We start from the raw sequence: 24,713 nt of genomic DNA on the forward strand, positions 1-24,713 counted from the left end.
AGCAGCACGACCGACTTGATCAGGCCATCGCGTCGTCGAAGGACTCCACGACCGATCGCTCGTGCTCGCCGTCGCTGCCGTTGGTCGCAGGTCCGCCGCGGCCGCCGAGAGCCTCGATCAGGTTTTTGATCTTGACCGTCTCGTCTTCAGTCGGTATCTCGCCGGCCTCCAGCTCGTCGAGCAGGTCGGCGCGCAGTCCAGCCCCATTGGCTGTTTCCTTCGCCGACAGTTTGGCGTGCAGGCGAGCGACATAGAGTTGCTGGCCCAGCGTGGCCGCCGGTGCCGCCGCGGCGCGCTCCATCAAGTCGTCGTAGCACTGACGAGCTTCGCTCAACGCGACCATGACCCGCGGAGTCAGCCTGCTGCGTGCTGCGGCATCGGTCAACGTCTTCCGCAGCTTGCGCAAGCCGGAGAGAATGACCTCGACTCTCGGTCGGAACTCGTCATCGTCATCATCGGGCAATGCGTCGATGGCGGTGACATACATGTGCATCGCCGCTTCGGCCATACCGACGATGATCGGAGCTTCGCCCTCGTCCGGGTTGTCCTTCGCCATGCTGCTGAGAATATGCATTGCTGCCGCCGCTTGTACACCAATAGTTCAGGGCTACTCGCCTAAGCAGCAACACATTTCATCCTGTTGGCCAAGTAGTGCCCCGGCGTTAGTCGAGCGTCTTACCCGAGTTCATCTTGATCGCGGCGTTAACATTGGCCTTCTTGTCCTCCCCGGCACCCTTGGCCGCGGCCTTCTTGCGCTTGGCCACGACGGCATCGACCGCGCCGTTGAGTGCCGATCCCAGCGGGAACCCGAGATAGTGAGTGAGGAAGACAGCCATCTCCTTCAGCTCGGTCTCGCTGAGTTCGCCGTTGAGAAGCGCTGCGTTGATCTGGATCTCGGCCAGGTCGCGGTTTCCGATCGCGGTCACCGCCGTCAGCGTCATCAGGCGCTTGTCGCGCATCGACAACCCCGGTCGCGTCCAGATGCTGCCGAAGAGATGATCGACGGTCAGGTCGAAGTACGGGTCGCCCTCGATGTTGGGCATCTCCCAGCCGTAGACCTCGTTCATTTTTTCCAGGCCCTTGCTGCGCAGCTCGTCCATTACGACTCTTTCTCTGTGTGCGGTACCCCAAGGCCGGCGGCCAGGCGCTGATACGCCAGTTGAGCAAGCGGCAGGTCAACCGATACGGCCCCGCCCAGGGCGAGCGCCAGGCTCAGATCCTTCTCACCGAGCCCGCGGGTGTGCAGGAAAGGCTCATACAGAAAGTTGCCCGGCTCAAGGTCTTTCATGTCTTCGCGCACCATGATCGCGCCCGGCCCGCTGGTGAGCGCGTCGGTGTGGCGCACCACCCGGCCCAGTGCCTGCAGATCCAGGCCTGCCGCCTCGGCGAGTTTCATCGCCTCGCACGCCGCAGCGTACGAGGTGAACGTCAACATGTTGCGCGCCAGCTTCATTCGGGTGCCCGCACCGGGCTCGCCGGCATGGATGACCATCGCGGCCCAGTGCTTGAAGGCCGGCTTGATCCGCTCGTACACCTCGCGCTCGGCGCCCACCATCGTGGCGAGTTCGCCCTTGGCCGCCGCGGCGGCCCCACCGCTGACGGGCGCGTCGACAACATGGATGCCTTGCGGTTTGAGTTCGGCCGCGAGCTCGACCGCGGTGGTGTCGCTGATCGTCGAGTGGATCGCAATGACGGTGCCCGGCTTGGCGTGTGCGGCCAACTCCGCGACGACCTCGCGCACCTGGGCGTCGTTGAGCACGGTGATGTGGACGATGTCGGCGGCCGCAATGTCGGCGACGCTGTCGGCAATGCCGGCGCCCTTTTCGGCCAGCGGCGTCATCGCCTCGGTGCGAATGTCGTAAACCGTTACCCCGCCCGGCCATTCGGTCATCTTCGTGGCCATCGGGGCACCCATATTACCCAACCCGATGTACCCGAGCTTGAGGTCTTCAGTCATGCGCCGCTCCTCTCATCGCATCGCTTCGCATCGTCGCCGGCGGCTATGACCGGAAGATCTGTCCGCCGTCGACGTTGAAGATCTGCCCGGTGATCCAGGACGCCTCATCCGACAGTAAGAACAGGCACATGCCGACGAGGTCTTCCGGCTGTCCCATGCGCGACAGGGGAATTCCCTTGACGATGTCGGCAACCATCTCCTGCGGCGTTGTGGACCGGTTGGCCTCGGTATCGATCGGGCCCGGCGCGATGGCGTTGATCCGAATATTCTGACCCCCCAGTTCGGTGGCCAGCTGCTGGGTGAGCCCATTGATTCCGACCTTGGCCAACCCGTAGAAGTTCGAATACAGCCAGGCTGCCGTGGACGACTGGTTGACGATTGCTCCGCCGCCGCGTTTGGCCATCTTCTTGTACACCGCGCGGGTGCACCACAGCGCACCGTCGAGGTTCACGCTCATGAACTTCTTGTAGTACTCGGGGTCGACGGTGATCAAGAAGTCGAGCTTCATGCCGCCGAAGATCGCTGCGTTGTTCACCAGGTAGTCGATGCCGCCGAATTCGGCCAGCGTGCGGTCGGCCATCTCCTTGGCCGACGCCAGATCCGACACATCGACAGGCAGGGCCAACGCGGTACCGCCCTCGCCCTTGATTCCATCGGCCACCTTCTCGGCACCCTGCAGATTGATATCCGCAACGACCACGGCCGCTCCCTCACGGGCCAGCGCCTCGACGTATGCCTGGCCGATGCCGCCGCCCGATCCGGTGACGATGGCGACCTTGTTTTCAAATCTCATGTCCCGCAAGCTCCTCCGGTTAAACCGCTGTCGCAATGGTCTTGGTTTCCAAGTACTCCTCGAACCCGGCCAGACCCATCTCGCGGCCGTTTCCGGATTGCTTGTACCCACCGAACGGCGCATCGGCCGAATACCACACGCCGCCATTGACATTGATGGTTCCGGCGCGCACCCGCGCGGCGGCCCGGGCGGCCCGCTCCGGGTCGGCGCCGAAGACCGTGCCCGACAACCCGTACGCCGAGTCGTTGGCGATGCGCACGGCGTCGTCGTCGCCGTCGTGCGGGATCACCGTCAGGACCGGCCCGAAGATCTCCTCGCGTGCGACGCGTGCGTCGTTGCCCAGACCGGCGATCAGGGTCGGCTCGATGAAGAAACCGACCTCGCGGTCGGCCGGCCGGCCGCCGCCGCAGGCGAACGTCCCGCCCTCGGCGATCGCCGAGTCGAGGTAGCCCTGGATCCGATCACGCTGGCACGCGGAAATCACTGGGCCGCAGATGGTTGCGGGGTCGGTGGGGTCGCCGGCCTTGATGCCGCCCATCGTCGCGGCCGCAATGGAGACGGCCTCGTCGTACTTGGTCCGCGGTACCACTAGCCGGGTGGTGATCGCGCAGCCCTGCCCGGCGTGCATGCACACCGAGAAACCCGCCACGCCCACCGCGCCGGCCAGATCGGCGTCGTCGAGCACGATGAACGCCGACTTGCCGCCCAGCTCGAGGAAGACCTTCTTGATCGTCGCGGCGCCGTCGGCCATCACGGCGCGGCCGGTGGCCGTCGATCCGGTGAATGAAACCATGTCCACCCGAGGGTCTTTGGACAACATCGCGCCCACACTGTGGTCGCTGGAGGTGACGATGTTGATCACACCCGCAGGAAAGTCGGTGTGCTCGGCGATCAGCTCGCCCAGCACGGCGGCACACCAGGGAGTGTCAGGAGCCGGTTTCAGGACGACGGTGTTGCCGGCCGCCAGGGCCGGCCCGATCTTGGCGAGGTTGATCTGGTGCGGAAAGTTCCACGGCGTGATGGCACCGACGACACCGACGGCCTCACGGGCGATGGTGCGCCGGGTAGGGATACCCATCGGCTTGGCCTCGCCGAGATCCTGGTTGTACTCGTAGGATTCGGCGGTATCGGCCGCGAACGCCAGGTCGTTGACCGGGACTTCGAGCTGAGCGATCCCGGTGAGCATCCGCGGCGCGCCGACCTCCGCGATGGTCATATCGCGCAGCTCTTCGAGATGCTGCTGCATCGCCTCGCGCAGCTGACGCACACACCGCACGCGCAGTTCAGTGTTGCGCGACCAGTCCGTCTCGTCGAAGGCGCGGCGCGCGGCATCGATCGCTCGGCTCATGTCGTCGGCGTCGGCGTCGGCCGCGACTCCGAGCACTTCCTCCGTGGCCGGATTGATCGTCGGGAAGGTACCGGCGCCGCCGGGGGACATCTTGCCGTCGATGAAGAGTTCACTCACGCCGTCGGCCAACAAGGCCATCTCTCGCTCCCGTCTATGGGTGGCAACTCCAAGGGGCGAAATCGATCCGCCATTTGAATGGACAGTTGTCCGATAATCTCCCATCGCACCATAGCCTTCGGGCCATCCATGGTGCAAGAGCCGATCTCGAAACCGGCGTCACTCGCGGCATAACAGGTCATTAAGCAGCATATTTGATCGGCAGTCTTGCTTCGCGCACCTTGTGTCCGATAGCTTGGACATGTGTCCAGCGATGCCCTGGCTACGGTCACAGCCCAGACCGAGCAATCAACCGGCCAGGCGCCGCGCAATCGCCGCCAAGAGGAGACCTTCCGCAAGGTGCTTGCGGCCGGCATCGAAACCCTGCGCGAGAAGTCGTACGCGGACCTGACGGTGCGCGCCGTCGCGGCCCGGGCCAAGGTCGCTCCGGCCACTGCTTACACCTACTTCTCGTCGAAGAACCACTTGATCGCCGAGGTGTATCTGGACCTGGTGCAACAGGTTCCGTTCTTCACCGATGTCAACGACCCGATGCCGGTTCGGGTGGACAAGGTGTTGCGCCACCTGGCGTTGGTGGTTGCCGACGAACCCGAGGTGGGCGCGGCGTGCACCATCGCGCTGCTCGGTGGGGGCGCCGATCCCGCGGTGGGCGCCGCGCGCGACCGCATCGGTGCCGAGATCCACCGTCGCATTGCGACGGCCATCGGGCCCGGCGCCGACGCCAGCACGGTGTCCGCGCTCGAGATGACGTTCTTCGGCGCATTGGTACAAGCCGCCAGTGGCCAGTTCACCTATCACCAGATCGCCGACCGGTTGGCCTATGTAGTCAGTCTGATCCTGCCCGGCACCGGGGAGACGAGCCAGGAGACAAGGACTTAAATGACGATCCATGTTGGAGACCACGAGTTGGTCCTCGATCCCTACGACTACGACTTCCACGAAGATCCATATCCGTACTACAAGCGGCTGCGCGACGAAGCGCCGCTGTACCGCAACGAGGAACTGAAGTTCTGGGCGCTGTCGCGGCATCAGGATGTATTACAGGGATTCCGCAACAGCACAACGCTTTCCAACAAGTACGGCGTCTCGCTGGACCCGGCCTCGCGCGGCCCGCATGCCAGCAAGACGATGAGCTTCCTCGCGATGGACGATCCCGCCCACCTACGGCTGCGCACGCTGGTGTCGAAGGGCTTCACGCCGCGCCGCATTCGCGAGCTCGAACCGCGGGTCACCGAGATCGCGGTCAAGCACCTCGACACGATGCTGGAGGCGGCGGGGTCTTCCGCATCCGGTGGCGCCACTGTGGATTTCGTCGACGAGTTCGCGGGCAAGCTGCCGATGGATGTGATCTCCGAGCTGATGGGCGTACCCGAGGCCGACCGCGTGCAGGTCCGGGCCTGGGCCGACGGCGTGATGCACCGCGACGAGGGCGTCACCGACGTGCCGCCCGAGGCCGTCGAGGCGTCGATCAACCTGATCGTCTACTACCAGCAGATGGTCGCCGAGCGGCGCACCAAGCCGACCGACGATCTGACCACCGCGCTGCTGGAAGCAGAGATCGACGGCGACCGGCTGACCGACGACGAAGTGCTCGGTTTCATGTTCCTGATGGTGATCGCCGGAAATGAGACCACCACCAAATTGCTTGCCAACGCTGCGTTTTGGGGACACAAGAACCCCGACCAGCTGGCCGGAGTCTACGACGACGCCGAACTGGTGACACCGTGGGTCGAGGAGACTCTGCGCTACGACACGTCCAGCCAGATCCTCGCCCGCACCGTGGCCGGCGAGCTCACCCTCTACGACACCACGATCCCCGAGGGGGACGTCGTGCTGCTGCTGCCCGGTTCCGCCCATCGCGACGAGCGGGTGTTCGATAACCCGGACGATTACCTGATCGGACGTGAAATCGGCTCCAAGCTCATGAGTTTCGGTAGCGGCGCGCACTTCTGCCTGGGAGCCCACCTGGCCAGGATGGAAGCACGCGTAGCGCTCACCGAGTTGTTCAAGCGAATCCGCGGATATCAAGTCGACGAGGCCAACGCCGTCCGCGTCCACTCCAGCAATGTCCGCGGATTCGCTCACCTACCCATCACCGTGGAGACCCGCTGATGCCTCGCTTTGCCCCCCTTCCCGAACGTCGGCCGGTGATCGTGGCCGGCGCTTCCTCCGGTATCGGAGAGGCCACCGCGATCGAACTCGCCGCGCACGGCTTCCCGGTCGCTTTGGGCGCCCGCCGCGTCGAGAAGCTCGACGACATCGTCGGCAAGATCAATGCCGATGGTGGCGAGGCGGTCGGATTCCACCTCGATGTCACCGACCCGAACTCGGTGAAAACCTTTGTCGCACAGTCTGTCGATGCGCTCGGCGACATCGAGGTGCTGGTCGCCGGCGCGGGTGACACCTACTTCGGCAAGCTCGCGGAGATCGCAGGCGACGAGTTCGAGTCGCAGCTGCAGATCCACCTCGTCGGCGCCTTCCGGTTGGCCTCAGCGGTGCTGCCGGGCATGCTCGAACGGCAGCGCGGCGATCTCATCTTCGTGGGTTCCGATGTGGCGCTGCGTCAGCGACCGCACATGGGCGCCTACGGCGCGGCCAAGGCCGCACTCGTCGCCATGGTCACCAATTTCCAGATGGAGCTGGAGGGCACCGGTGTGCGGGCCTCGATCGTGCATCCGGGCCCGACCAAGACGTCGATGGGCTGGAGCCTCCCGGCCGACAAGATCGGCCCCGCGCTGGAGGACTGGGCCAAGTGGGGTCAGGCCCGCCACGACTACTTCCTGCGCGCGGCAGACCTCGGACGCGCCATCACGTTCGTCGCCGAGACACCGCGTGGTGGATTCATCGCAAGCATGGAGCTTCAGCCCGAAGCCCCGCTGGCCGACAACATCGACCGACAGAAACTCGCACTCGGCGACGAGGGGATGCCGTCATGACTTCGCGATACGACGATGCGGCGCGCGCCACGCGCGCCGGTGAGGAGTGAGCATATGACCACAGCCATCGTGCCACGGGTTTCCGGCGGCGAAGAAGAGCACGGCCATCTTGAGGAATTCCGCACCGACCCAATCGGTTTGATGAAACGCGTCCGCGAGGAGTGCGGTGACGTCGGCTGGTTCCAGCTGGTCGACAAGCACGTGATCCTGCTGTCCGGTGCGAACGCGAACGAGTTCTTCTTCCGGTCCGCCGACGAGGATCTCGACCAGGCCGAGGCCTACCCGTTCATGACGCCGATCTTCGGCAAGGGCGTGGTGTTCGACGCCAGCCCGGAGCGGCGCAAGGAGATGCTGCACAACTCCGCGCTGCGCGGCGAGCAGATGAAGGGGCACGCCGCCACGATCGAGGGCGAAGTCAAGAAGATGATCGCCAACTGGGGACCCGAGGGCGAGATCGAGCTGCTCGACTTCTTCGCCGAACTGACCATCTACACCTCGACCGCCTGCCTGATCGGGCTGAAGTTCCGCGAGCAGCTCGACCACCGGTTCGCCGAGTACTACCACCAGCTGGAGCGCGGCACCGATCCGCTGTGCTACGTCGACCCGTACCTGCCGATCGAGAGCTTCAAGCTACGCGATGAGGCGCGGGTGAAACTCGTTGCACTGGTTCAGGAAATCATGGATCAGCGGATCGCGAACCCGCCCAGGGACAAAAGTGACCGCGACATGCTCGACGTGCTGGTGTCGATCCGCGACGATGAGGGTAACCTGCGCTTCTCGGCCGACGAGGTCACCGGGATGTTCATCTCGCTGATGTTCGCCGGGCACCACACCAGCTCGGGAACCTCGGCGTGGACCTTGATCGAGCTGATCCGCCATCCCGACGCCTACGCCGAGGTGCTGACCGAGCTCGACGAGCTGTACGCCGACGGCCAGGAAGTGAGTTTCCATGCGCTGCGGTCGATTCCGAAGCTGGATAATGTGGTCAAGGAGACCCTGCGGCTGCACCCGCCGCTGATCATCCTGATGCGGGTGGCGCAAGGCGAGTTCGAGGTCGAAGGGTTCCCGATCCACAAGGGCGACTTCGTCGCCGCGTCCCCCGCGATCAGCAACCGGATTCCCGAAGACTTCCCCGATCCGGACGCGTTCAAGCCCGACCGCTACAACAAGCCGGAGCAGGCCGACATCGTCAACCGGTGGACGTGGATTCCGTTCGGCGCCGGGCGGCACCGCTGCGTGGGCGCGGCGTTCGCACAGATGCAGATCAAGGCGATCTTCTCGGTCCTGTTGCGCGAGTACGAGTTTGAGATGGCACAGCCGGCCGACAGCTACCACAACGACCACTCCAAGATGGTCGTTCAATTGGCCCGGCCCGCCAAGGCCCGCTACCGCAAGCGCACCGCCTAGGAGCCTGGCATGGCATTTCGTATCGGAGTCGACCTGGACTTGTGTCAGGGCCACGCCATGTGCGAGCTGGAGGCACCGGATTACTTCAAGGTGCCCAGGCGGGGCAAGGTCGAGATCCTCGACTCCGAACCGCCCGAAGACGCCCGCGACGAGGTCCAGCGCGCGGTCGATATGTGCCCAACCCAAGCACTATTCATCACCGAAAAGGAAGACTGATCCATGACATCACAAGCGTCACACTCGCGCGCAGATCTTGAGGCATGGGTCGAGCGCTGGCTGCAGACCAACAAGGACTGCGAAAAGGCCGGCGACTGGAAGCCATTGGCCGACTTCTACACCAAGGACGCGACCTACGGCTGGAACATCGGCCCGAAGGAAGACGTGATGTGCGTGGGCGTGGACGAGATCCGCGATGTCGCACTCGGCCTGGAGATGGAGGGCCTGGAGAACTGGGTTTATGAGTACCAGAAGGTGCTCATCGACGAGAAGCAGGGCGAGATCGTCGGCTTCTGGAAGCAGATCGTGAACAAGACCGATGGCACCCGCGACGAGATCTACGGCATCGGCGGCAGCTGGTTCCGCCTGAACGCCGAGGGGCTTATCGAGTGGCAGCGTGACTTCTTCGACTTCGGTCACGTCGCGTACATGTTCGGCAAGCTGATCGAATCAGGCGACCTGAGCGAAGGGATGCAAAAGCGCATCGAGCGCAGCATCGCCGGAGAGAAGCTGCCCGGCTACTACCCGCTGGGCCAGGCTCCCGTTCCCATCTGGTGACTGGACCAATCGCGCCGACCGGTTGGTGGTCCCCCGCTTGTTTACAGCCCGGTGATGCACGTCATAATGGTCTGTGAATGAGAACACGTTCTAAATTGCCATCCGGCCGCGGCCGGCCCCTTTCACCGGCACTCGGGTCAGGGCACGTTAGTGGAGGTCCTTCATGAAGACAAAAGGCGCGCTGATCTGGGAATTCAACCAGCCGTGGTCCATCGAGGAAATTGAGATCGGCGACCCGAAAGCGCACGAGGTCAAGATCCAGATGGAAGCGGCCGGGATGTGCCATTCGGATCATCATCTAGTTACCGGTGGCATCCCGATGGCGGGCTTCCCGGTGCTCGGCGGCCATGAGGGTGCGGGCATCGTCACCGCAGTCGGGCCCGGCGTGGAGGACATTGCTCCAGGCGACCACGTGGTGCTGTCGTTCATCCCATCGTGTGGGCAGTGTCCGACCTGCCAGTCCGGCATGCGCAACCTGTGCGACTTGGGCGCCGGCCTGCTCGGCGGTGAGGCGGTCAGTGACGGCACCTTCCGCATCCAGGCCCGCGGCCAGAACGTCTTCCCGATGACGCTGCTCGGCACTTTCTCGCCGTACATGGTCGTGCACCGCGCCTCGGTGGTGAAGATCGATCCGTCGGTGCCGTTCGAGGTGGCCGCCCTGGTCGGTTGTGGCGTCACCACCGGCTACGGCTCGGCGGTCCGCACCGCCGACATCCGGCCGGGACAAGACGTCGCGATCGTCGGCGTCGGTGGTGTCGGCATGGCCGCGCTGCAGGGTGCGGTAAACGCCGGCGCGCGCTACATCTTCGCGATCGACCCGGTGGAATGGAAGCGGGATCAGGCGCTGAAGTTCGGTGCCACCCACGTCTACCCGGACATCAACGCCGCGCTGATGGGCATGGCCGAGGTCACCTACGGCCTGATGGCTCACAAGGTGGTCGTCACGGTCGGCGAGCTGCACGGCGCCGACGTCGACAACTACCTGAACATCACCCAGAAGGGCGGCACCTGCGTACTGACAGCGATCGGCAGCCTGCTGGACAACAATGTGAACCTGAACTTGGCGATGCTGACGCTGATGCAGAAGAACCTGCAGGGCACCATCTTCGGCGGTGGTAACCCGCAGTACGACATCCCGCAGCTGCTGTCGATGTACAAGGCCGGCAAGCTCAACCTGGACGACATGGTCACCACTCAGTACCGCCTCGAGCAGATCAACGAGGGCTACCAGGACATGCTGGACGGCAAGAACATTCGCGGCGTCATCCGGTACACCGACGCCGACCGGTAATCCGACCGGTCCTGGGTGACCAGCTTTCCGCACCTCATGGCGCCGGGGCGAATCGGCGCCATGACGGTGCGCAACCGGGTCGTCATGTCCCCGATGGAGACGATGTACGGCACCGGCGACGGGCTGCCGTCCGAGCGCACCCGCGACTACTTCGCGGCGCGTGCCCGCGGCGGGGTCGGTTTGATCACGTTGGGCGCCACCGGGATTGACCATCACCACCCCGAGACTCCCGGTGGCCTGCATCTGGGCACCGACGAGTCGGTCGGCGCCCATCGGGCGCTGGTAGAGGTGGTGCACGAACACGGCGCCAAGATCCAGCCGCAGATCGTGCACGCCGGCCCCGACGGGCTGGGTCCGGAGATCTTCGGTGTCGAATCGCTGGGGCCATCGGTGATCCCGTCGTATCTCACCGGCCGCCCGTCCAGCGAGATCAGCAAGCAACAACTCGGCGAGGTCTTTGACTTGTTCAAGGCGGCGGTGCGCCGCGCAGCCGAGGCCGGCTACGACGGTATCGAACTGCACGCCGCACACGGCTACATGCTGCTTGGTTCTTTCCTTGCACCACAACGTAATCGTCGTACCGACGACTATCGGGGTGACTCCACACGGGGCCGGCTACAGGTGGTGCTGGAGACGCTGGCCGCCATTCGGTCTGAGGTGGGCGATGCGCTGCCGATCACGCTGCGTATCTCCGGCTATGAGCGGGTTGCCGGAGGGCGGCCGATCTACGAAACCGCCCGAATGGCACCGGAACTCGTCGCCGCCGGCGTCAACGCCTTCCACGTCAGCGGCGGGGTGATCGACCGGCTCGTGACCGGCATGGTCAACGCCGCCGACGACGGCGACGCGCTCAACGTCGGCGCCGCCGCGGCCGTCAAGCAGGTGGTCGACGTGCCGGTAATCGCCGTCGGCCGGATACACGACCCCGTCCGTGCCGAGCAGATCCTCGCCGACGGACGCGCGGACTTCATCGCGATGGGGCGCCCGCTGCTGGCCGACCCCGACCTGCCCCGCAAACTGCGAACCGGTCATTGGCACCGCGTCCGCAAATGCATCTCCTGCGAAAACTGTATCGACGCAATGGAACAGCGCTTCTCGGTCGACTGCGCCGTCAACCCCCGGACCGGCAAGGAACGCGAACTTTCCGCGCCACGCGCCGGTCGCGCCAAGCGCGTCGTGGTGATCGGCGGTGGGCCGGCAGGTTTGGAGGCCGCCCGGGTTGCCGCCGAGCGCGGCCACCGCGTCACACTTTTCGAACGCGCCGGCCAACTCGGCGGTGCGCTGCGCTGGGCGTCGGTGCTGCACCCCGAGAACCAGCCGTTCCTGCGGTATCTGCGCACCGAGATCAGGCTTAGCAACACCAAAGTGCATCTGGGCCACCTAGTTTCGGCCGACGATGTCGTCGCGCATGCGCCTGACGCCGTGGTGGTGGCCACCGGCGGTCACGTCGCGGTGCCGGCGATTCCGGGAGCCGACCTGCCGCACGTGCTTACCGGGCCGGGATTACGTGAGTTGCTCGGCGGCCACGCCGATGCCACCGATCCGGCTTGGCAACGGCTGGGTGCCTCGTTGCTGGCGGGCTGGCGGCAGCGGCTGGTGCGCCCGGCCGCCGTCCGGCTTGCCACCCGCGCCTGGATGCCGCTGGGCCGGCGGGTCGTCATCATCGGCGCAGACCTGGTCGCCCTGGAACTCGCCGAGTTCCTGGCCAGCCGGGGCCGGTTGGTTTCGATCCTCGAGTCCGGCAAGGACATCGCGCCGGAAGTGGGTAACAAGCGCAAGACCGAACACATGGATCGACTCGACCGGTTCGGCGTCACCGTGCACATCCGCGCGGCCGTCCACCGCATCACGACCCGGGGCGTGGTGTTTACGCCAGTCGCTGGGACAACTCGGGAACTTGCCGCCGACAGCGTCGTGATCGCGGGATCCGTGGAACCCGACACCGCATTGTTCGACAGCGTGACGGCCGCCTTGCCCGGTGCCGACGTGCATGCTGCCGGCGATTGCACCGGTCTGGGGCTTATTCGTAAGGCAACCGAAGAGGGCGCACGCGCCGCGTGCGCGATCTAACGACAGGAGAGATAGCGATGACCCAAACCACCCAATCCCCGGCCCTGACCGCGTCCCAGTCGTCGTGGCGCTGCGCTCAAGGCAAAGACCGCGACGGTTGGCTGGCGCTGATGACCGACGATGTGGTCATCGAGGACCCGATCGGCAAGTCCGTCACCAACCCCGACGGCACCGGTGTGCGCGGCAAGGCCGCCGTCGGCGAGTTCTTCGACAACAACATCGCGCAGAACCAGCTGACCATCACCTGCGAGGAGACGTTCCCCTCCAGCTCGCCCAACGAGATCGCTCATATTCTGGTGCTGCAGAGCAAGTTTGAGGGCGGCATGACCAGCAAGGTGCGCGGCGTGTTCACCTATAAGGTCAACGACGAGGGGCTGATCACCAACATGCGCGGCTACTGGAACCTCGACGTGATGGAGTTCGGCCAGCAGGAGTAGGCCGCTCAGCCGATGCGCCTCCTCCCGTGAATCGCGCGTGTGATTTTCCCGACGACATAGAACGAAATCAACGGTGCGCTCATGATTCGGCCGTCGAGACGGCATGTCTAGCGGCGGGTGAAGCTCAGATGCGTGACGCCGCTGGGGCTGGTCACCGACTCCACCGCGAACCGCTGCTCGAGCCCCTCCAGTCCCTGCCACAACGGCTCTCCGCGGCCCAACAGGATGGGAACCACGACGATGTGCATCTGGTCGACGATATCCGCAGCGAGGAACTGGCGGACGGTCGACGGTCCCCCGCCGACGCGAATGTCGAGTTCTCCGGCGGCTTTTCGCGCGATGTCGAGGGCATCCGCGGGCCCGGCGTCGATGAAGTAGAACGTGGTGCCACCATCCATCTCGATCGGCGGCCGAGGGTGGTGGGTAAGCACGAAAACCGGTGTATGGAACGGCGGGTCGGCGCCCCACCAGCCTTTCCACTCGTCGCCGCCATCTTGGCTGTTCCATGGGCCGAGCTGCGGCCCGAACTTGCGCCGTCCCATGATTTCGGCACCGATGCCGGGCAGCCACGCGCGGGCAAAAGCGTCGTCGATGCCCGTCGTCCCGCCCGACTCGCCGTGCATAGCGCGGAAGGTCCGCGTCGCGAAGAACCACTCGTGCAACCGGCCACCGGCGTGGCCGAACGGCGCATCCAGGCTTTGTCCGATGCCGGTACCGAAGCCGTCGAGGGAAATCGAAAAGTTGTGCACGCGCACCTGTGACATGCTGGATCTCCTTGTGGTCTGTCAGGGACTGACCGTCGAGGCCCACCAAACTCATCGGCCAATCGCCGAAGTTATTGCCAGTTGCGAAAAGCGGTAAGCAGTCGGTCACGAAAGGCGGGGTCGAGTTCCTCGTCGGGAATCTTGCCAAGAGTCGCCACGGTCACGCGGAATTGCCGGAGGTAGGTTTCGCAGCCGTCACACGTTTCCAAGTGGTCCTCGAAGCGAGCCCGGGTCGGATCGTCCAGAGCTCCGTCCAGATAGGCAGTCACGAGCTCGACGAGCTCTACGCAGTCCATCGGCGGTCTCGTCATGACGGGTCCGCCAGATAATTCTCGAGTGCCTGCCGGACCGCGGCCCGGCCGCGGTGCAGCAGCACTCGCTGGTTGGCCATGCTGATGTTGAGCAACTCGCACACCTCGTTGGAGTCGAATCCGAGCAAGTCGCGCAGGGAGACGACCACGCGCTGACGTTCGGGTAGTTTGTCGAGTTCGCGTCGGGCAAATGTGATCAACTCATCCGCCAGGACCGATCCCTCCGGGGTGTCCGGGAACGCGGCTGGTTCCTGACGCTCTTTCCAATGCCCTGGCCACATCGGGTCATCGGCAGGACGGAACCGCGCGGGATCGACGGTGCCGCCGGTGAACGCCGCGATCTCCGCATCGGCGTCACGGCGTTCCCTCACGCCCCGCTGCTTGGCGATGTTGATCAGCACGGCGAAAAGCCAAGTGCGTAAAGAGGATCGGCCTTCAAATTTCGAAATTCCCTTCAACAGCGCGATCCAGGTTTCCTGGACGACCTCCTCGGCGATCTGGTGTGTCGGCGCATAACCCCGCGCCACCCGCAGCATCGCCGGCGTGTACTGATCGACAAGCTGGGCGAATACGGCTTCGTCGCGTTCGCGCAGCGCCGCGATCAGCCCCGACTCGTCCTTCACCACCATCGCGACCTAACACTAGCCATCCACGGCGCTCAAGTTAGTTGTCGGGATCGGTCGGATCGTTACACACCGGCCGGCAGCCGGCGTCTGTGTAACGCCGGACAATTCCCCGCACACCACTCAGCATGCAATCTTCCACGAGCCGGCCCTCGGCCGGCGCAGCAAGTGATCGACTCATGGGTGCGACGCCAGGCCGTGTCACCATGGCGGTGCCGGGCTGGAAACTCAATTTTGCCGCCGGCTTTGTTCCGCTGGCGGCCGGAGTGACCACGTTACTGACCACGTGGCTGGGTGTGGCGCGCGCGAATTCGCCATGGTGGACCGGGTTAGGGTCCCTCGACTTCTCCTACGCCGGTCTTTCGCGCGCTGGTCTTGATGCCCCGGCGTGGACGCAATTGAGCGGCTCGGTCGGCGGGGTCAACATCGTGGCGGGTGCGGCCGCGGTAATTGTGGTCGCGCGGTTCGGGCTGCGCGGCGGGCAGCGGTGGGCGTGGTGGTTCCTCGCTTTCTGCTTCGTATGGGTCGGTCTCCACGACGCGGTCATGGCTACTCGATTCTTTCGTGCAACGGGGCAGCCGCTCATGGTGCTGCCGTACAGCTACTGCGTCCTGATGCTCGCCGGCCTATTGAGATCGCGCCGAGCGGTATTTGCCGCGACGAACGCCACGGCCGGCCCCGAACTGACAGCGCGGAGCCCGATGTGACGGACGTGCTTGAACTGAAACGACTCACGCTGCAGCCGGTATCAGCGGATGACACCGACTTTCTGATCACGCACTGGAGCGACCCGATAATTCGGCGATTCCTATTCGACGGAACGCCCGCCGTGCCGGACGACATCGGCGCCGCCATCACCGCAAGCACCTTCGCCACCGTCGGATATGGGCTGTGGCTCATACGACAACCCGATTGCCCACCCGTCGGCGCGGTCGGGCTACGACCGTTGGAGAACCTGGGCCCGGAAGTCTTCTATAGCCTGCTGCCCACCAGCTGGGGCAATGGCTACGCGACCGAAGCGGCGGGCGGCGTAATCGATTACGCGCTAGGCGGATTGGGTATCGCGGCGGTTTACGCCGAGGTCGACGCCGGCAACACCGCCTCGGCCGCGGTCATCGAGCGGCTCCGCATGACCCCCGTCGCCACCGTACGCGGTGCGTTCGGACCCATGACACGTTATCGAAAGATCCACAGCAGAGGAGATGCTCAATGAACTTGCGGTACAACGTTTCCGCTCAGGTCTTCGCGATCACGGAAGCGATGACGCGACTGGGCAGTATGCTGGGCCGCTACGGGCTCGTCATCGTGATCGTCTGGTTCGGGGCGATGAAATTCACGTCGTACGAGGCGCAGGGTATTCAACCGTTCATCGCACACAGCCCGTTCATGAGTTGGCTGTATGACGTGTTTTCGGTCAGTGCCTTCTCAAACCTGCTGGGAATCTTCGAACTGACTGCGGCCCTGTTGCTTTCGCTCAAACCCAGGTGGCCAAGCGCGTCGATCGTGGGCAGCCTGATGGCGATCGGCCTTTTCATCGCCACCGTCAGCTTCTTGTTCACCACGCCGGGCGTCTTCGAGGCCGCCGCCGGAGGCTTCCCGCTGCTGTCGGCGGATGGTGCATTCCTCATCAAAGACGTAGCGTTGCTCGGCCTCGCGGTCTGGACACTGGCCGACGCACTGGCAGCCCGCAGCGTCACCGCATCGACCGAGTAGTCCCCGCCAGGGGGCTTGCCCACGCCACGGCGTCGGCATACCTATGCTGGGGGCCATGGCGTCGATCTTCACCAAGATCATCAACCGTGAACTACCCGGCCGATTCGTCTATGAGGACGACGACGTCGTCGCATTCCTGACGATTGAGCCGATGACCCAGGGGCACACGCTGGTGGTGCCGCGCGCCGAGATCGATCAGTGGCAGGATGTCGACGGTCAAGCGTTCGGGCGCGTGATGTCGGTGAGCCAGCTGATCGGCAAGGCGGTGTGCAAGGCCTTCCGGGCCGAACGTGCCGGGCTGATCATCGCGGGCCTGGAAGTGCCGCATCTGCACGTTCACGTCTTCCCCACCCGCAGCCTCAGCGACTTCGGCTTCGCCAACGTCGACCGCAATCCGTCGCCGGAGTCGCTCGATCAGGCGCAGGCCAGGATCAAGGCGGCGCTCGAGCAGCTGGCCAAGGCTTAGCCCACCTGGGCCGGTACGTCGCTGACGCGCGGCAGGGTGACGCGGAAGCAACATCCGTCACCGGGCGCCGTTTGGACGATGACCTTGCCTCCGTGCGCGTGGACCAGCGAGTCGACGATGGACAGCCCCAGGCCGGTACCGCCGCTGGCCCGCGCGCGCGACGAGTCGGTGCGGTAGAACCGCTCGAACACCCGCGACGCGTCCTGCTGGCTCATGCCGGGACCCCGATCGGCCACCTCGATCACGGCGTCGTCACCGTCTGTTCCGACCCGCACGATGACGTCGGCACTGGTCGGGGTGTGCTGCAGCGCGTTGGCCACCAGGTTGCTCAGGACCTGGCGGATCCGGGGCTCGTCACCGAGCACCTCCGGGGTGCCGGGACCGTCGAGGATTTCCATCGTCACCTTGCGCTTCGGGTCGATCGCCTGGGCATCGTGCACGGCGTCACTGGCCAGCGCCAGCAGGTCGACGCGATGGTGTTCCAGCGGTCGCTGCACGTCCAGGCGCGCCAGCAGCAGCAGATCGTCGACCAATAGACCCATCCGGCTTGCTTCACTTTCGATGCGCGACAACAACATCGACACGTCACGGGCCGCGCCCTGCCGATACAGTTCGGCGAATCCGCGAATCGTGGTGAGCGGGGTCCGAAGTTCGTGACTGGCGTCGGTGATGAACCGTCGCATCCGATCCTCCGAGCCGCGCGCCGTCTCGGCCGAGGACTCGGAGGAAGCCACCGCTTGCTGAATCTGGGTGAGCATTCCGTTGAGCGCCAACGAAAGTCGGCCCACTTCGGTGCGGGGATCACGTTCGGGGACACGGCGATCCAGTTGGCCCGCGGCGATCGCGGCGGCGGTTTGTTCGACCTCGAGCAGCGGGCGCAGGCTGCGGTGCACCACCGCGAATCCGGCGATCCCGACGACCACCAGCACGGCGACCCCGATGCCGAACTGCAGCCACACCAGCGAGCGCACCGTGTGCTGCACATCGGACAGGTCGATCGCGACGGTCGTCAGGCCGTTGGGCCCGCGCACCGATACCGCTCGCCACTGAATATCGGAACCGTTGACCGAGGACAGCGTCGTCGGATTGGGACCCACGTCGTTGTCGGGCGGCAGGGCCGGTTCGGCGTTGCGGTCATTGATGGCCGTAAAAGGTTTGCCGTCGGTGCCGACGCCGCGCACGTAGTACTTCGACGGGGGTCGGCCCGGGTCCGGGCCTTCGTAGGAGGACGCCGTGAGTTGGCGCCGCGGGGCCAGCGCCCAGCCGCGCGAGGCCTCGAGCAGCGTGGTGTCGATCCGGCTGACCAGACTGTGCCGCAAGATCGACGTGACCATGACGCCCGAGGCCGCCAGCCCGCACGCCACCAAGACCAGGGTTGCCGCAACCAGACCCACTCGGAGGGGCAATCCCCGGCGAACCTGTGTGGCCGTTTCCGTCTTCTTCGCCACCTATTGCTACTTTCCCCGAATGGCCGAGCGCGTACTCAGCGCGGCTCCCGAAGAACGTAGCCCACCCCGCGCAGGGTGTGCAGCAGCCGCTTCTCCCCAGTATCGATCTTTCGGCGCAGATACGACACATAGGACTCGACGACATTGACGTCGCCGCCAAAGTCGTAACGCCAGACGTGGTCAAGGATTTTCGGCTTGCTCAGCACCGTGCCCGCATTGATGACGAAGTAACGCAGCAGCGTGAATTCGGTGGGCGACAACGACACCGGTTCGCCGGCCTTCCACACTTCGTGGGTTTCTTCGTCGAGCTCGATGTCGGCGAACGTCAGGCGGGCATTGTGGGTTTCGGCGCCCCCCTTGCCGGCACGCCGCAAGATGACCCGCAGCCGGGCAACGACCTCCTCCAAACTGAACGGCTTGGTCACATAGTCGTCGCCACCCAGCGTCAGTCCCGCGATCTTGTCCTGTAGGGAGTCGCGCGCCGTCAGGAACAACGCCGGGGCATCGATACCGTCGGACCGCAGCCGGCGCAGCACACCGAAGCCGTCCATGCCGGGCATCATCACGTCGAGGATCACCGCGTCGGGGCGCGCTTCCCGAGCGCGGTCTAGGGCCTGGGCTCCGTTGGTCGCGGTGGAGACCTCGAACCCCTGGAACTTCAGACTCACCGAGAGCAGCTCGACGATATTGACCTCGTCGTCAACGACAAGGATGCGCGCTTCCGGTTTGGTGTCGCCTTGGGGTGCCGCAGTCATCTGGGTTGTTCCGTCCTAAGCTGAGCGTTTCCTATTTGATGATTGTGTAATTGCTGGGAGCTCGGTGACAAGCTTCTGCTAGTAGTCTGCCAGGAATCATCGCATCGGCTTGGACCAGTACCGGGTTTCCGAGGGCTCGTCGTGCATAGACTCGGAACCATGGATCTCGCCAAAAGCATGGTGTCCGCCGCGACCGCGCCCGCACGGGTCGGCCTTGCGGCTGCCGAAGCGAGCCTGAACCTTGCCACCGTGGCCGTCGGGGTGGCGAAGCGATCACTCGGCGAGAGCGGACAAACCCGCACCAACGCGGTGACCTCGATCTTGGGGCTCGACGACGCGATCAACCGGGCCAACCGGCTGGCCAGGATGATGGACGACGACGCACCGCTGGGACGCGCGATGGCGGCCGACGGGCCCCTCGACCGGCTCTTGCGTCCGGGCGGCGTAGTCGACCTGCTGATGTCGGAGGGCGGCCTGGTCGACCGGCTGACCGCCGAGGGTGGCGGCCTGCACCGGGCGCTGCAGCCGGGCGGGCTGGCCGATCAGCTGTTGTCCGAGGACGGGCTGATCGAACGGGTGCTGTCCGAGGACGGGCTGGCGGACCGCCTGCTGTCCGAGGGTGGCCTGATCGACAAACTGACCGCCAAACACGGCCCGCTGGACCAGCTCGCCGACGTCGCCGACACGCTCGCGCGCTTGACTCCCGGGATGGAGGCGCTCGAGCCGGCCATCGCCACGCTGCAGGACGCCGTCAACGCGCTCACCATGGTCGTCAACCCGCTGAGCAACATCGCCGAACGGATCCCGCTGCCGGGCCGGCGACCCGGGCGCCGCACGGTGTCGCGTCCGGTGCCCTCCCAGCGCATCATCGAGAGCGACTCCTGAACGGCTAAGCTTGCAGCCGATTTACCCGGCCTCCTTAGCTCAGTGGTAGAGCACTCGCCTTGTAAGCGAAAGGTCGTCAGTTCAATCCTGACAGGGGGCTCTCACTTTCGGTTCCCGTCGGTGCTGGTAGAGGCGTTTTCGGCGTCGAACAATCGTGCGGTTGAGACTTCCTTGCCCACATTTTCCGGTGAGGTGGCCAGAGGTGAGCGTTAGCCAAACGGCGAACTGACTGGCGTGTCCAGCCGGGTCCGACACCGTTCGATCCAAAAACGGGAGTGGCCCAGGGCGGCGGCGGCCCCATCGGAAAAGGCGGCTCTGGCACAGGTGGGAAAGGCGGCTCTGGCCCAGCCGGCAAAGGGGGCGGCAAAAGCCAAGGGCACGGGGGCGAAGGCCCCGAGGGCCGCGGCGAGGATCCACCGCGTCCGACACCCGGCGAACCACCCTTTCCTCCGCCTGGACATATCAACGGATTCACCGGCCACGGACAGGAACGAATCCAAGACCGAGATGGCCATGGCGTCAACGACGGCGCGCTCAACGAAGCAGTCGAGCACCCTCTCAATGCGCCGAGATTTAAACTAGACGACCAGGGCCGCGGTTCTTACGCGTACGAGGGCCCGGACGCGGTGGTCGTCTTGAATCAAGACGGCCAAGTGGTGACGGCCTGGGCTAAGAACCAAAACGGATGGAGGCACCCGTGAACAATGTTCTGGACGCCATCCCGGCGGAGCATCGCGCGGTGATTATTGACGAACTGGCACGCCTGGAACCGGCCATGCTCACTGAACTTCGCGCCACAAAAGAGCCGAGCAGCGAACAGACTCGCGCCGTGGTGGACGTCCTCATCACCGAAATGATGAACAATCTCGGGCCCGATTGGCGGCCGAACGAGCGCGGTCTAGCAATCGAAAAAGCAATCGGAGCCTACTATTCGGCGTGGCCCACAAATGAGTGACTGACAAATTGCCCAATCAGTTCTGAACTGCAATGTGAGCGAGCCGGAAGTGGTGTCCGGTCCGCAGGCAGGAATGGTCGCGCACTTTCACCGGGCCCGCCCGGACAGACCGAGGCACCTCGCTGCCATCGCGAGGTACGCCTACGACCAAATCGACCAGGCCCGAACAGAATTGAATGCTATCTCGGAACGGATGAGATGCGAGGCAGGCCGACGGGCCCTCCGCCAGACTTCTGCCCACAAAATGCCCACAATTCCGCTGCAGTTACAGATATCTCCCTTGATCTCTGGTAACGAACTTTCGCTGCTAGGAGGGGTTTTCGCCCTCCCCCGCTGGCCCGTCGGGTCAGTTCAATCCTGACAGGGGGCTCCGAGTTTGGTTTTGCGCACGGGCCTAGTGCCGGAAGAAATAGATGCGCTTCGTCTCTTCGGGCGCGATCGTATAGTCGAGGCGCCATTGGGGGCCGAGATGAAACGGCGCGGCCTCCAGGTCGAGGGGGCGCCAGCCTCCCATCGGGGTGTCGGCATTCAGGTCTTCGACGGTGCGCGTCGGACTGGCTATGTCGTTTGTCAGCATCCCGAAGGGGTATCGCGGCAGCACAGTGGCGCAGAAGTCTAGGACGCGCGAATTGGGCCAATGTTGGAGGACGTCCTTACATAGGAGCAGGTCAGCGGCCGGCCACGAGAAATCCGTCAGCACATCGACGCACTCGAAGGTGATCCCAGGCATCGCGAACCTCCGATCGTTTTCCGCGATCAGACCGGGCACGATATCGATTCCGTGATAGCAAGCTGATCCCCAATCGATCAACTGGGAGAATGACCAGTCGCCGCATCCGACATCGAGAACCGAACCGATGTTGTGACTGGCGAGCAAGCGTTCGAGCACCCCGCGATAACGCTGGGTTGACGCCGGTCGGGAACCGGGCCCGGAACCGATGCCCCACAAGCTATTTCGGTAGATCATGTCGAACGTGGAGTCTCGCCGGGTCATGGTTATCTCCTCGCCGCATCCGAAAAACTCGCTAGCCCGGCTTCCGCGGCCCCACAAGACATCCGGCGTGGCGGACAGAACGTGACCACATATTGCCCACAATTTACCCGCAAGCAACCGAGCTGGCAGAAGAGTTCAACCCCGACCGGGAGCGCCGCGCTGGCTGACCCGGTTTACGGGTGGCCCGGGAGGTTGTCCAGGCCGCCCTGGATACCGTGCAGATCGTCCTGGATGCCCTGCAGCTTTCCTTCGATGGCCTGCAGATCCGAGAGAGTGTTCTGGTAGGCCGGCTGCTGCACCTCGTCCGCCATCGAAGGCCGAGATTGCGGGCAGTACGAGATGATGGCGCCCGCCGTGACGTCGGCGCTTTGGTTGGCATCCCAAATCGAAGATCGCTGCACGAATCCGACCGCATCCGCGAAATTGCGTTGGCGCGTGAGGAAATCGCAGACCGCGTGCCCTTGGGCCACCACGTATTCCTGGCTGGGAACCGGTACGCCTTCGTGCTTCAGCGCCTCAACGAAAGCCATGTCGACCACGTCAGCCCGCGGCCCGGGCGCTTTGGGTGCGACCGGCTGGGGCGGCGCGGCCGACGGCGAGGCTTCCGTCGGTTGCGCCTCAGCCGACTGCGCCGACGAATCGTGGTGGCGCATCGCCACCATCACCACCACCGCCGCGACCAGGGCTACCAGAGATAGCGGCAGCGCCGCGACAAGTCCGAAGCGGCGCACCGCGCCCTTACGTCGGCGCGGCGGGACTTTTTCGGTCTTGGTCTCGCGACGGGTCTCGCGCAACCAAGCGTCCGGGATGTAGTCGAATTCCCCCGTCGCAACCGGGGCGGGGGACGGGATCCCAGCGCTATGGGCCAGGAGCTCGTCGAGCAGCTCGTCGGCCTCTCGGGATGAGGGCTGGGCGCCCCGCGCAGCGATCCGCCGTAGTTCTGACTCGATGGTCTCGCGGTCGCGCATATCAACCAGTTTGCGAGCGTCACGACGCTGTGACAAGTCCAGGCCGACACCGCGCGCAACACGGTAAGGGCGCCGACGCTGATCCGCCGACCCCGCACGGCCGGCACGTTCGCGACCGTTGACCAGCCGACCGATGAATCGTCACGGGTCCAGGTATCGGAACACATACGGACACCTCCCGACGGATGCATCGACCACCGACACCGGCGGGTGCCCGCTCACTGCCACCAGCCACGAAGGAGCTTGCGATCATGGTCACCATCTCGGACAAAGCAGTGCTGATTACCGGGGGCAACCGCGGTATCGGACGCGCCCTTGTCGACGAGGCCCTGAATAGGGGCGCCAGTCGGGTCTACGTCGGATCTCGAAAGCCCTTGGCCAACTTCGACTCTCGTGTCACACCACTAGTGCTGGACATCACCGAACCTGCGCAGATACGGCAGTCGGTCACCCAAGTGGAGGCCGTCGACATCCTGATCAACAACGCAGGTGTGGCACTCTACGACGACCTCAGCGACCGATCCGCACTCGAACAACACTTGGCCGTCAACCTTTTCGGCACGTACGCGGTAATCAACGCGTACCTGCCTCTCCTGGCGCGTTGTGGCGGCTCGATCGTCAACAACCTTTCTCTCAACGCCCTGGCGCCCTTGCCGATCATCCCGGCGTACTCCGTGTCCAAAGCCGCGGCGTTCTCGCTGACGCAGTCGCTGCGCTTCACCTTGGCGTCGCAGGGTATCCGCGTGCATGCCGTACTCACCGGCCCGGTGGATACCGATATGACACGTGGCCTCGAAATACCCAAAGCCTCACCACAATCGGTAGCGCAGGGGATCTTCGATGGGCTGGAAAACGACGAGGACGAGATCTTTCCCGACGCCCTCTCGCAATCCCTGGCGGGAATGTGGCGCACGGGCCCAGCCAAGGCACTCGAGCATCAATACTCAGCCCTGCTCGCCCGAGCCTAGCAATTCAAAGGCCCAGTGCGGCAATCGATCAGATGCCGGCAAGCGGTGCTCCGATTCCTGACGGGACTGCGTGCAGCTGCCCAGCAAAATGGAAGTCCACACAGTGACAACACAGTTAACTCTCGGTTAACGCGCGTACGGTCGGCGGCCATGAAGAAATTGCTTTCCGCAATGTCGCTGATGATTCCGCTCGGTGGAATGGGCGCGCTGCCTGGCACAATCGCCACGGCAAGCGCCGATGTGGTGACCTTCTTGCCCGACTGGCCGAACCATAGAAATCAGACGGAAGAAACGATATGCGCAGCCCTGGCACAGGGGTGGTCAAGACGTCAGATCGTGAGCACCGCGGAAAAGGCCAATAACTACGACCTGACCGGGGTGGATAACGATGAAGCCGCCGAACGCGCCGACGCATACATCGATGCGGCTCGCTATCAGGACTGTCCGACCCTCAACGCGAGCTGACCTGTTGGCGAGTTCGGCGATCTGAGCACGAGCCCGGGCAGCAGCGCCGGGTTTACCCGCACGGCGCGTCGGGTAATTCATCATGCAACGAATCTGACTGGGTCGAGCCGATGACCATCGGCGCCGCACCGCGGAAAGAAGGATTGATCGTGGGCGCCAAGCACCGACTAACAGGACCGTGCAGGCGACGGTTTGTCACGTGTGGTGCTGCTCCCATCTCGATCTTGTGCGCAGTGAGCTTCGCCGCGCTTACGGTTGACACCGACAA

Annotated in this window: 29 protein-coding genes and 1 tRNA gene; 18 read left to right on the top strand and 12 right to left on the bottom strand. The window is 64.6% G+C overall.

Features of this window, described 5'->3' with window-relative positions:
• Positions 1 to 19: 19 nt before the first annotated feature.
• The 5 genes from MJO58_RS24500 to MJO58_RS24520 all read right to left on the bottom strand — a co-directional run bounded on the left by MJO58_RS24500 (position 20) and on the right by MJO58_RS24520 (position 4,236).
• Complete coding sequence (locus MJO58_RS24500; protein ID WP_090609618.1) at positions 20 to 556, bottom strand: forkhead-associated protein; 537 nt, start codon at positions 554 to 556, stop codon at positions 20 to 22.
• Between the two features lie 106 nt (positions 557 to 662).
• Complete coding sequence (locus tag MJO58_RS24505; protein ID WP_090606942.1) at positions 663 to 1,100, bottom strand: carboxymuconolactone decarboxylase family protein; 438 nt, start codon at positions 1,098 to 1,100, stop codon at positions 663 to 665.
• Positions 1,100 to 1,957: an NAD(P)-dependent oxidoreductase gene (locus tag MJO58_RS24510; RefSeq protein ID WP_239721276.1), complete on the bottom strand. Its 858-nt coding sequence runs from the start codon at positions 1,955 to 1,957 to the stop codon at positions 1,100 to 1,102. The genes MJO58_RS24505 and MJO58_RS24510 overlap by 1 nt, the downstream gene beginning before the upstream one ends.
• A 43-nt stretch (positions 1,958 to 2,000) precedes the next feature.
• The gene (locus tag MJO58_RS24515) at positions 2,001 to 2,750 is read right to left on the bottom strand and encodes an SDR family oxidoreductase (RefSeq protein ID WP_090606946.1); all 750 of its coding nucleotides are present in this window, start codon (positions 2,748 to 2,750) and stop codon (positions 2,001 to 2,003) included.
• 19 nt (positions 2,751 to 2,769) lie between these two features.
• A complete protein-coding gene (locus MJO58_RS24520; protein ID WP_239721277.1) occupies positions 2,770 to 4,236 on the bottom strand; it encodes an aldehyde dehydrogenase in 1,467 nt (488 codons plus the stop codon).
• Between the two features lie 222 nt (positions 4,237 to 4,458).
• Here MJO58_RS24520 and MJO58_RS24525 point away from each other — a divergent pair, with 222 nt between their 5' ends.
• The 9 genes from MJO58_RS24525 (at position 4,459) to MJO58_RS24565 (ending at position 13,130) form a co-directional block, all read left to right on the top strand.
• A complete protein-coding gene (locus MJO58_RS24525) occupies positions 4,459 to 5,094 on the top strand; it encodes a TetR/AcrR family transcriptional regulator (protein ID WP_239721278.1) in 636 nt (211 codons plus the stop codon).
• On the top strand, positions 5,095 to 6,327 hold the full coding sequence (locus MJO58_RS24530; protein WP_239721279.1) for a cytochrome P450: 1,233 nt from the start codon (positions 5,095 to 5,097) through the stop codon (positions 6,325 to 6,327). It abuts the gene before it with no gap.
• On the top strand, positions 6,327 to 7,151 hold the full coding sequence (locus MJO58_RS24535) for an SDR family oxidoreductase (RefSeq protein ID WP_239721280.1): 825 nt from the start codon (positions 6,327 to 6,329) through the stop codon (positions 7,149 to 7,151). The genes MJO58_RS24530 and MJO58_RS24535 overlap by 1 nt, the downstream gene beginning before the upstream one ends.
• 54 nt (positions 7,152 to 7,205) lie before the next feature.
• Complete coding sequence (locus MJO58_RS24540) at positions 7,206 to 8,558, top strand: cytochrome P450 (protein WP_239721281.1); 1,353 nt, start codon at positions 7,206 to 7,208, stop codon at positions 8,556 to 8,558.
• A 9-nt stretch (positions 8,559 to 8,567) separates the two neighbouring features.
• Complete coding sequence (locus MJO58_RS24545) at positions 8,568 to 8,774, top strand: ferredoxin (protein WP_090606964.1); 207 nt, start codon at positions 8,568 to 8,570, stop codon at positions 8,772 to 8,774.
• Positions 8,775 to 8,777: 3 nt separating this feature from the next.
• A complete protein-coding gene (locus MJO58_RS24550) occupies positions 8,778 to 9,332 on the top strand; it encodes a nuclear transport factor 2-like protein (RefSeq protein ID WP_090606967.1) in 555 nt (184 codons plus the stop codon).
• A 163-nt stretch (positions 9,333 to 9,495) separates the two neighbouring features.
• Positions 9,496 to 10,623 (top strand): NDMA-dependent alcohol dehydrogenase, encoded by a 1,128-nt coding sequence (locus tag MJO58_RS24555; RefSeq protein WP_239721282.1) that lies wholly within the window; start codon positions 9,496 to 9,498, stop codon positions 10,621 to 10,623.
• Positions 10,624 to 10,638: 15 nt separating this feature from the next.
• Complete coding sequence (locus MJO58_RS24560) at positions 10,639 to 12,693, top strand: FAD-dependent oxidoreductase (protein ID WP_239721283.1); 2,055 nt, start codon at positions 10,639 to 10,641, stop codon at positions 12,691 to 12,693.
• Between the two features lie 17 nt (positions 12,694 to 12,710).
• Positions 12,711 to 13,130 carry a ketosteroid isomerase family protein gene (locus tag MJO58_RS24565; protein ID WP_090606975.1) on the top strand — a complete coding sequence of 140 codons (420 nt, stop codon included), beginning with the start codon at positions 12,711 to 12,713 and terminating at the stop codon, positions 13,128 to 13,130.
• Positions 13,131 to 13,237: 107 nt separating this feature from the next.
• Here MJO58_RS24565 and MJO58_RS24570 read toward each other — a convergent pair whose 3' ends face one another.
• The 3 genes from MJO58_RS24570 to MJO58_RS24580 all read right to left on the bottom strand — a co-directional run bounded on the left by MJO58_RS24570 (position 13,238) and on the right by MJO58_RS24580 (position 14,834).
• On the bottom strand, positions 13,238 to 13,894 hold the full coding sequence (locus tag MJO58_RS24570; protein WP_239721284.1) for a dihydrofolate reductase family protein: 657 nt from the start codon (positions 13,892 to 13,894) through the stop codon (positions 13,238 to 13,240).
• A 71-nt stretch (positions 13,895 to 13,965) separates the two neighbouring features.
• Positions 13,966 to 14,205: an anti-sigma factor family protein gene (locus tag MJO58_RS24575; RefSeq protein ID WP_239721285.1), complete on the bottom strand. Its 240-nt coding sequence runs from the start codon at positions 14,203 to 14,205 to the stop codon at positions 13,966 to 13,968.
• Entirely contained in the window at positions 14,202 to 14,834 is a 633-nt protein-coding gene (locus tag MJO58_RS24580) for an RNA polymerase sigma factor (protein ID WP_239721286.1), read from the bottom strand. Before MJO58_RS24580 ends, MJO58_RS24575 begins: the two co-directional genes overlap by 4 nt.
• A gap of 173 nt (positions 14,835 to 15,007) precedes the next feature.
• On the opposite strand from MJO58_RS24580, the gene MJO58_RS24585 reads away from it, so the two are divergent.
• Genes MJO58_RS24585 through MJO58_RS24600 form a run of 4 tightly spaced genes read left to right on the top strand, consistent with a single transcriptional unit; the run spans position 15,008 to position 17,007 of the window.
• Positions 15,008 to 15,535: a hypothetical protein gene (locus MJO58_RS24585; protein WP_239721287.1), complete on the top strand. Its 528-nt coding sequence runs from the start codon at positions 15,008 to 15,010 to the stop codon at positions 15,533 to 15,535.
• The gene (locus tag MJO58_RS24590; protein ID WP_239721288.1) at positions 15,532 to 16,041 is read left to right on the top strand and encodes a GNAT family N-acetyltransferase; all 510 of its coding nucleotides are present in this window, start codon (positions 15,532 to 15,534) and stop codon (positions 16,039 to 16,041) included. Before MJO58_RS24585 ends, MJO58_RS24590 begins: the two co-directional genes overlap by 4 nt.
• The gene (locus MJO58_RS24595; protein ID WP_090606998.1) at positions 16,038 to 16,541 is read left to right on the top strand and encodes a YkgB family protein; all 504 of its coding nucleotides are present in this window, start codon (positions 16,038 to 16,040) and stop codon (positions 16,539 to 16,541) included. The genes MJO58_RS24590 and MJO58_RS24595 overlap by 4 nt, the downstream gene beginning before the upstream one ends.
• Positions 16,542 to 16,596: 55 nt before the next feature.
• Positions 16,597 to 17,007, top strand: coding sequence for an HIT family protein (locus MJO58_RS24600; protein WP_239721289.1), 411 nt, complete (start codon positions 16,597 to 16,599; stop codon positions 17,005 to 17,007).
• On the opposite strand, the gene MJO58_RS24605 is transcribed toward MJO58_RS24600, so the two are convergent.
• Both MJO58_RS24605 and MJO58_RS24610 read right to left on the bottom strand, forming a co-directional pair.
• On the bottom strand, positions 17,004 to 18,455 hold the full coding sequence (locus MJO58_RS24605; protein WP_175364537.1) for a sensor histidine kinase: 1,452 nt from the start codon (positions 18,453 to 18,455) through the stop codon (positions 17,004 to 17,006). The two genes, MJO58_RS24600 and MJO58_RS24605, sit on opposite strands and share 4 nt — an antisense overlap.
• Before the next feature lie 35 nt (positions 18,456 to 18,490).
• Positions 18,491 to 19,210 (bottom strand): response regulator transcription factor, encoded by a 720-nt coding sequence (locus MJO58_RS24610; RefSeq protein WP_090607001.1) that lies wholly within the window; start codon positions 19,208 to 19,210, stop codon positions 18,491 to 18,493.
• Between the two features lie 159 nt (positions 19,211 to 19,369).
• On the opposite strand from MJO58_RS24610, the gene MJO58_RS24615 reads away from it, so the two are divergent.
• The 3 genes from MJO58_RS24615 to MJO58_RS24625 all read left to right on the top strand — a co-directional run bounded on the left by MJO58_RS24615 (position 19,370) and on the right by MJO58_RS24625 (position 21,050).
• The gene (locus tag MJO58_RS24615) at positions 19,370 to 20,095 is read left to right on the top strand and encodes a hypothetical protein (protein WP_239721290.1); all 726 of its coding nucleotides are present in this window, start codon (positions 19,370 to 19,372) and stop codon (positions 20,093 to 20,095) included.
• A gap of 28 nt (positions 20,096 to 20,123) precedes the next feature.
• Positions 20,124 to 20,195 (top strand) — tRNA-Thr (locus tag MJO58_RS24620).
• 597 nt (positions 20,196 to 20,792) lie between these two features.
• Positions 20,793 to 21,050 (top strand): hypothetical protein, encoded by a 258-nt coding sequence (locus MJO58_RS24625; RefSeq protein WP_239721291.1) that lies wholly within the window; start codon positions 20,793 to 20,795, stop codon positions 21,048 to 21,050.
• A 394-nt stretch (positions 21,051 to 21,444) separates the two neighbouring features.
• On the opposite strand, the gene MJO58_RS24630 is transcribed toward MJO58_RS24625, so the two are convergent.
• The gene (locus MJO58_RS24630; protein ID WP_239721292.1) at positions 21,445 to 21,939 is read right to left on the bottom strand and encodes a class I SAM-dependent methyltransferase; all 495 of its coding nucleotides are present in this window, start codon (positions 21,937 to 21,939) and stop codon (positions 21,445 to 21,447) included.
• Between the two features lie 278 nt (positions 21,940 to 22,217).
• A complete protein-coding gene (locus MJO58_RS24635) occupies positions 22,218 to 23,012 on the bottom strand; it encodes a DUF732 domain-containing protein (RefSeq protein WP_239721293.1) in 795 nt (264 codons plus the stop codon).
• 251 nt (positions 23,013 to 23,263) lie between these two features.
• Here MJO58_RS24635 and MJO58_RS24640 point away from each other — a divergent pair, with 251 nt between their 5' ends.
• Both MJO58_RS24640 and MJO58_RS24645 read left to right on the top strand, forming a co-directional pair.
• Positions 23,264 to 23,980 carry an SDR family NAD(P)-dependent oxidoreductase gene (locus MJO58_RS24640; protein WP_239721294.1) on the top strand — a complete coding sequence of 239 codons (717 nt, stop codon included), beginning with the start codon at positions 23,264 to 23,266 and terminating at the stop codon, positions 23,978 to 23,980.
• A 150-nt stretch (positions 23,981 to 24,130) separates the two neighbouring features.
• Positions 24,131 to 24,445, top strand: coding sequence for a class I SAM-dependent methyltransferase (locus MJO58_RS24645; protein WP_239721295.1), 315 nt, complete (start codon positions 24,131 to 24,133; stop codon positions 24,443 to 24,445).
• The last annotated feature ends 268 nt before the right edge of the window (positions 24,446 to 24,713 follow it).

This window comes from Mycobacterium lentiflavum (genome assembly GCF_022374895.2).
Classification (GTDB): domain Bacteria; phylum Actinomycetota; class Actinomycetes; order Mycobacteriales; family Mycobacteriaceae; genus Mycobacterium; species Mycobacterium lentiflavum.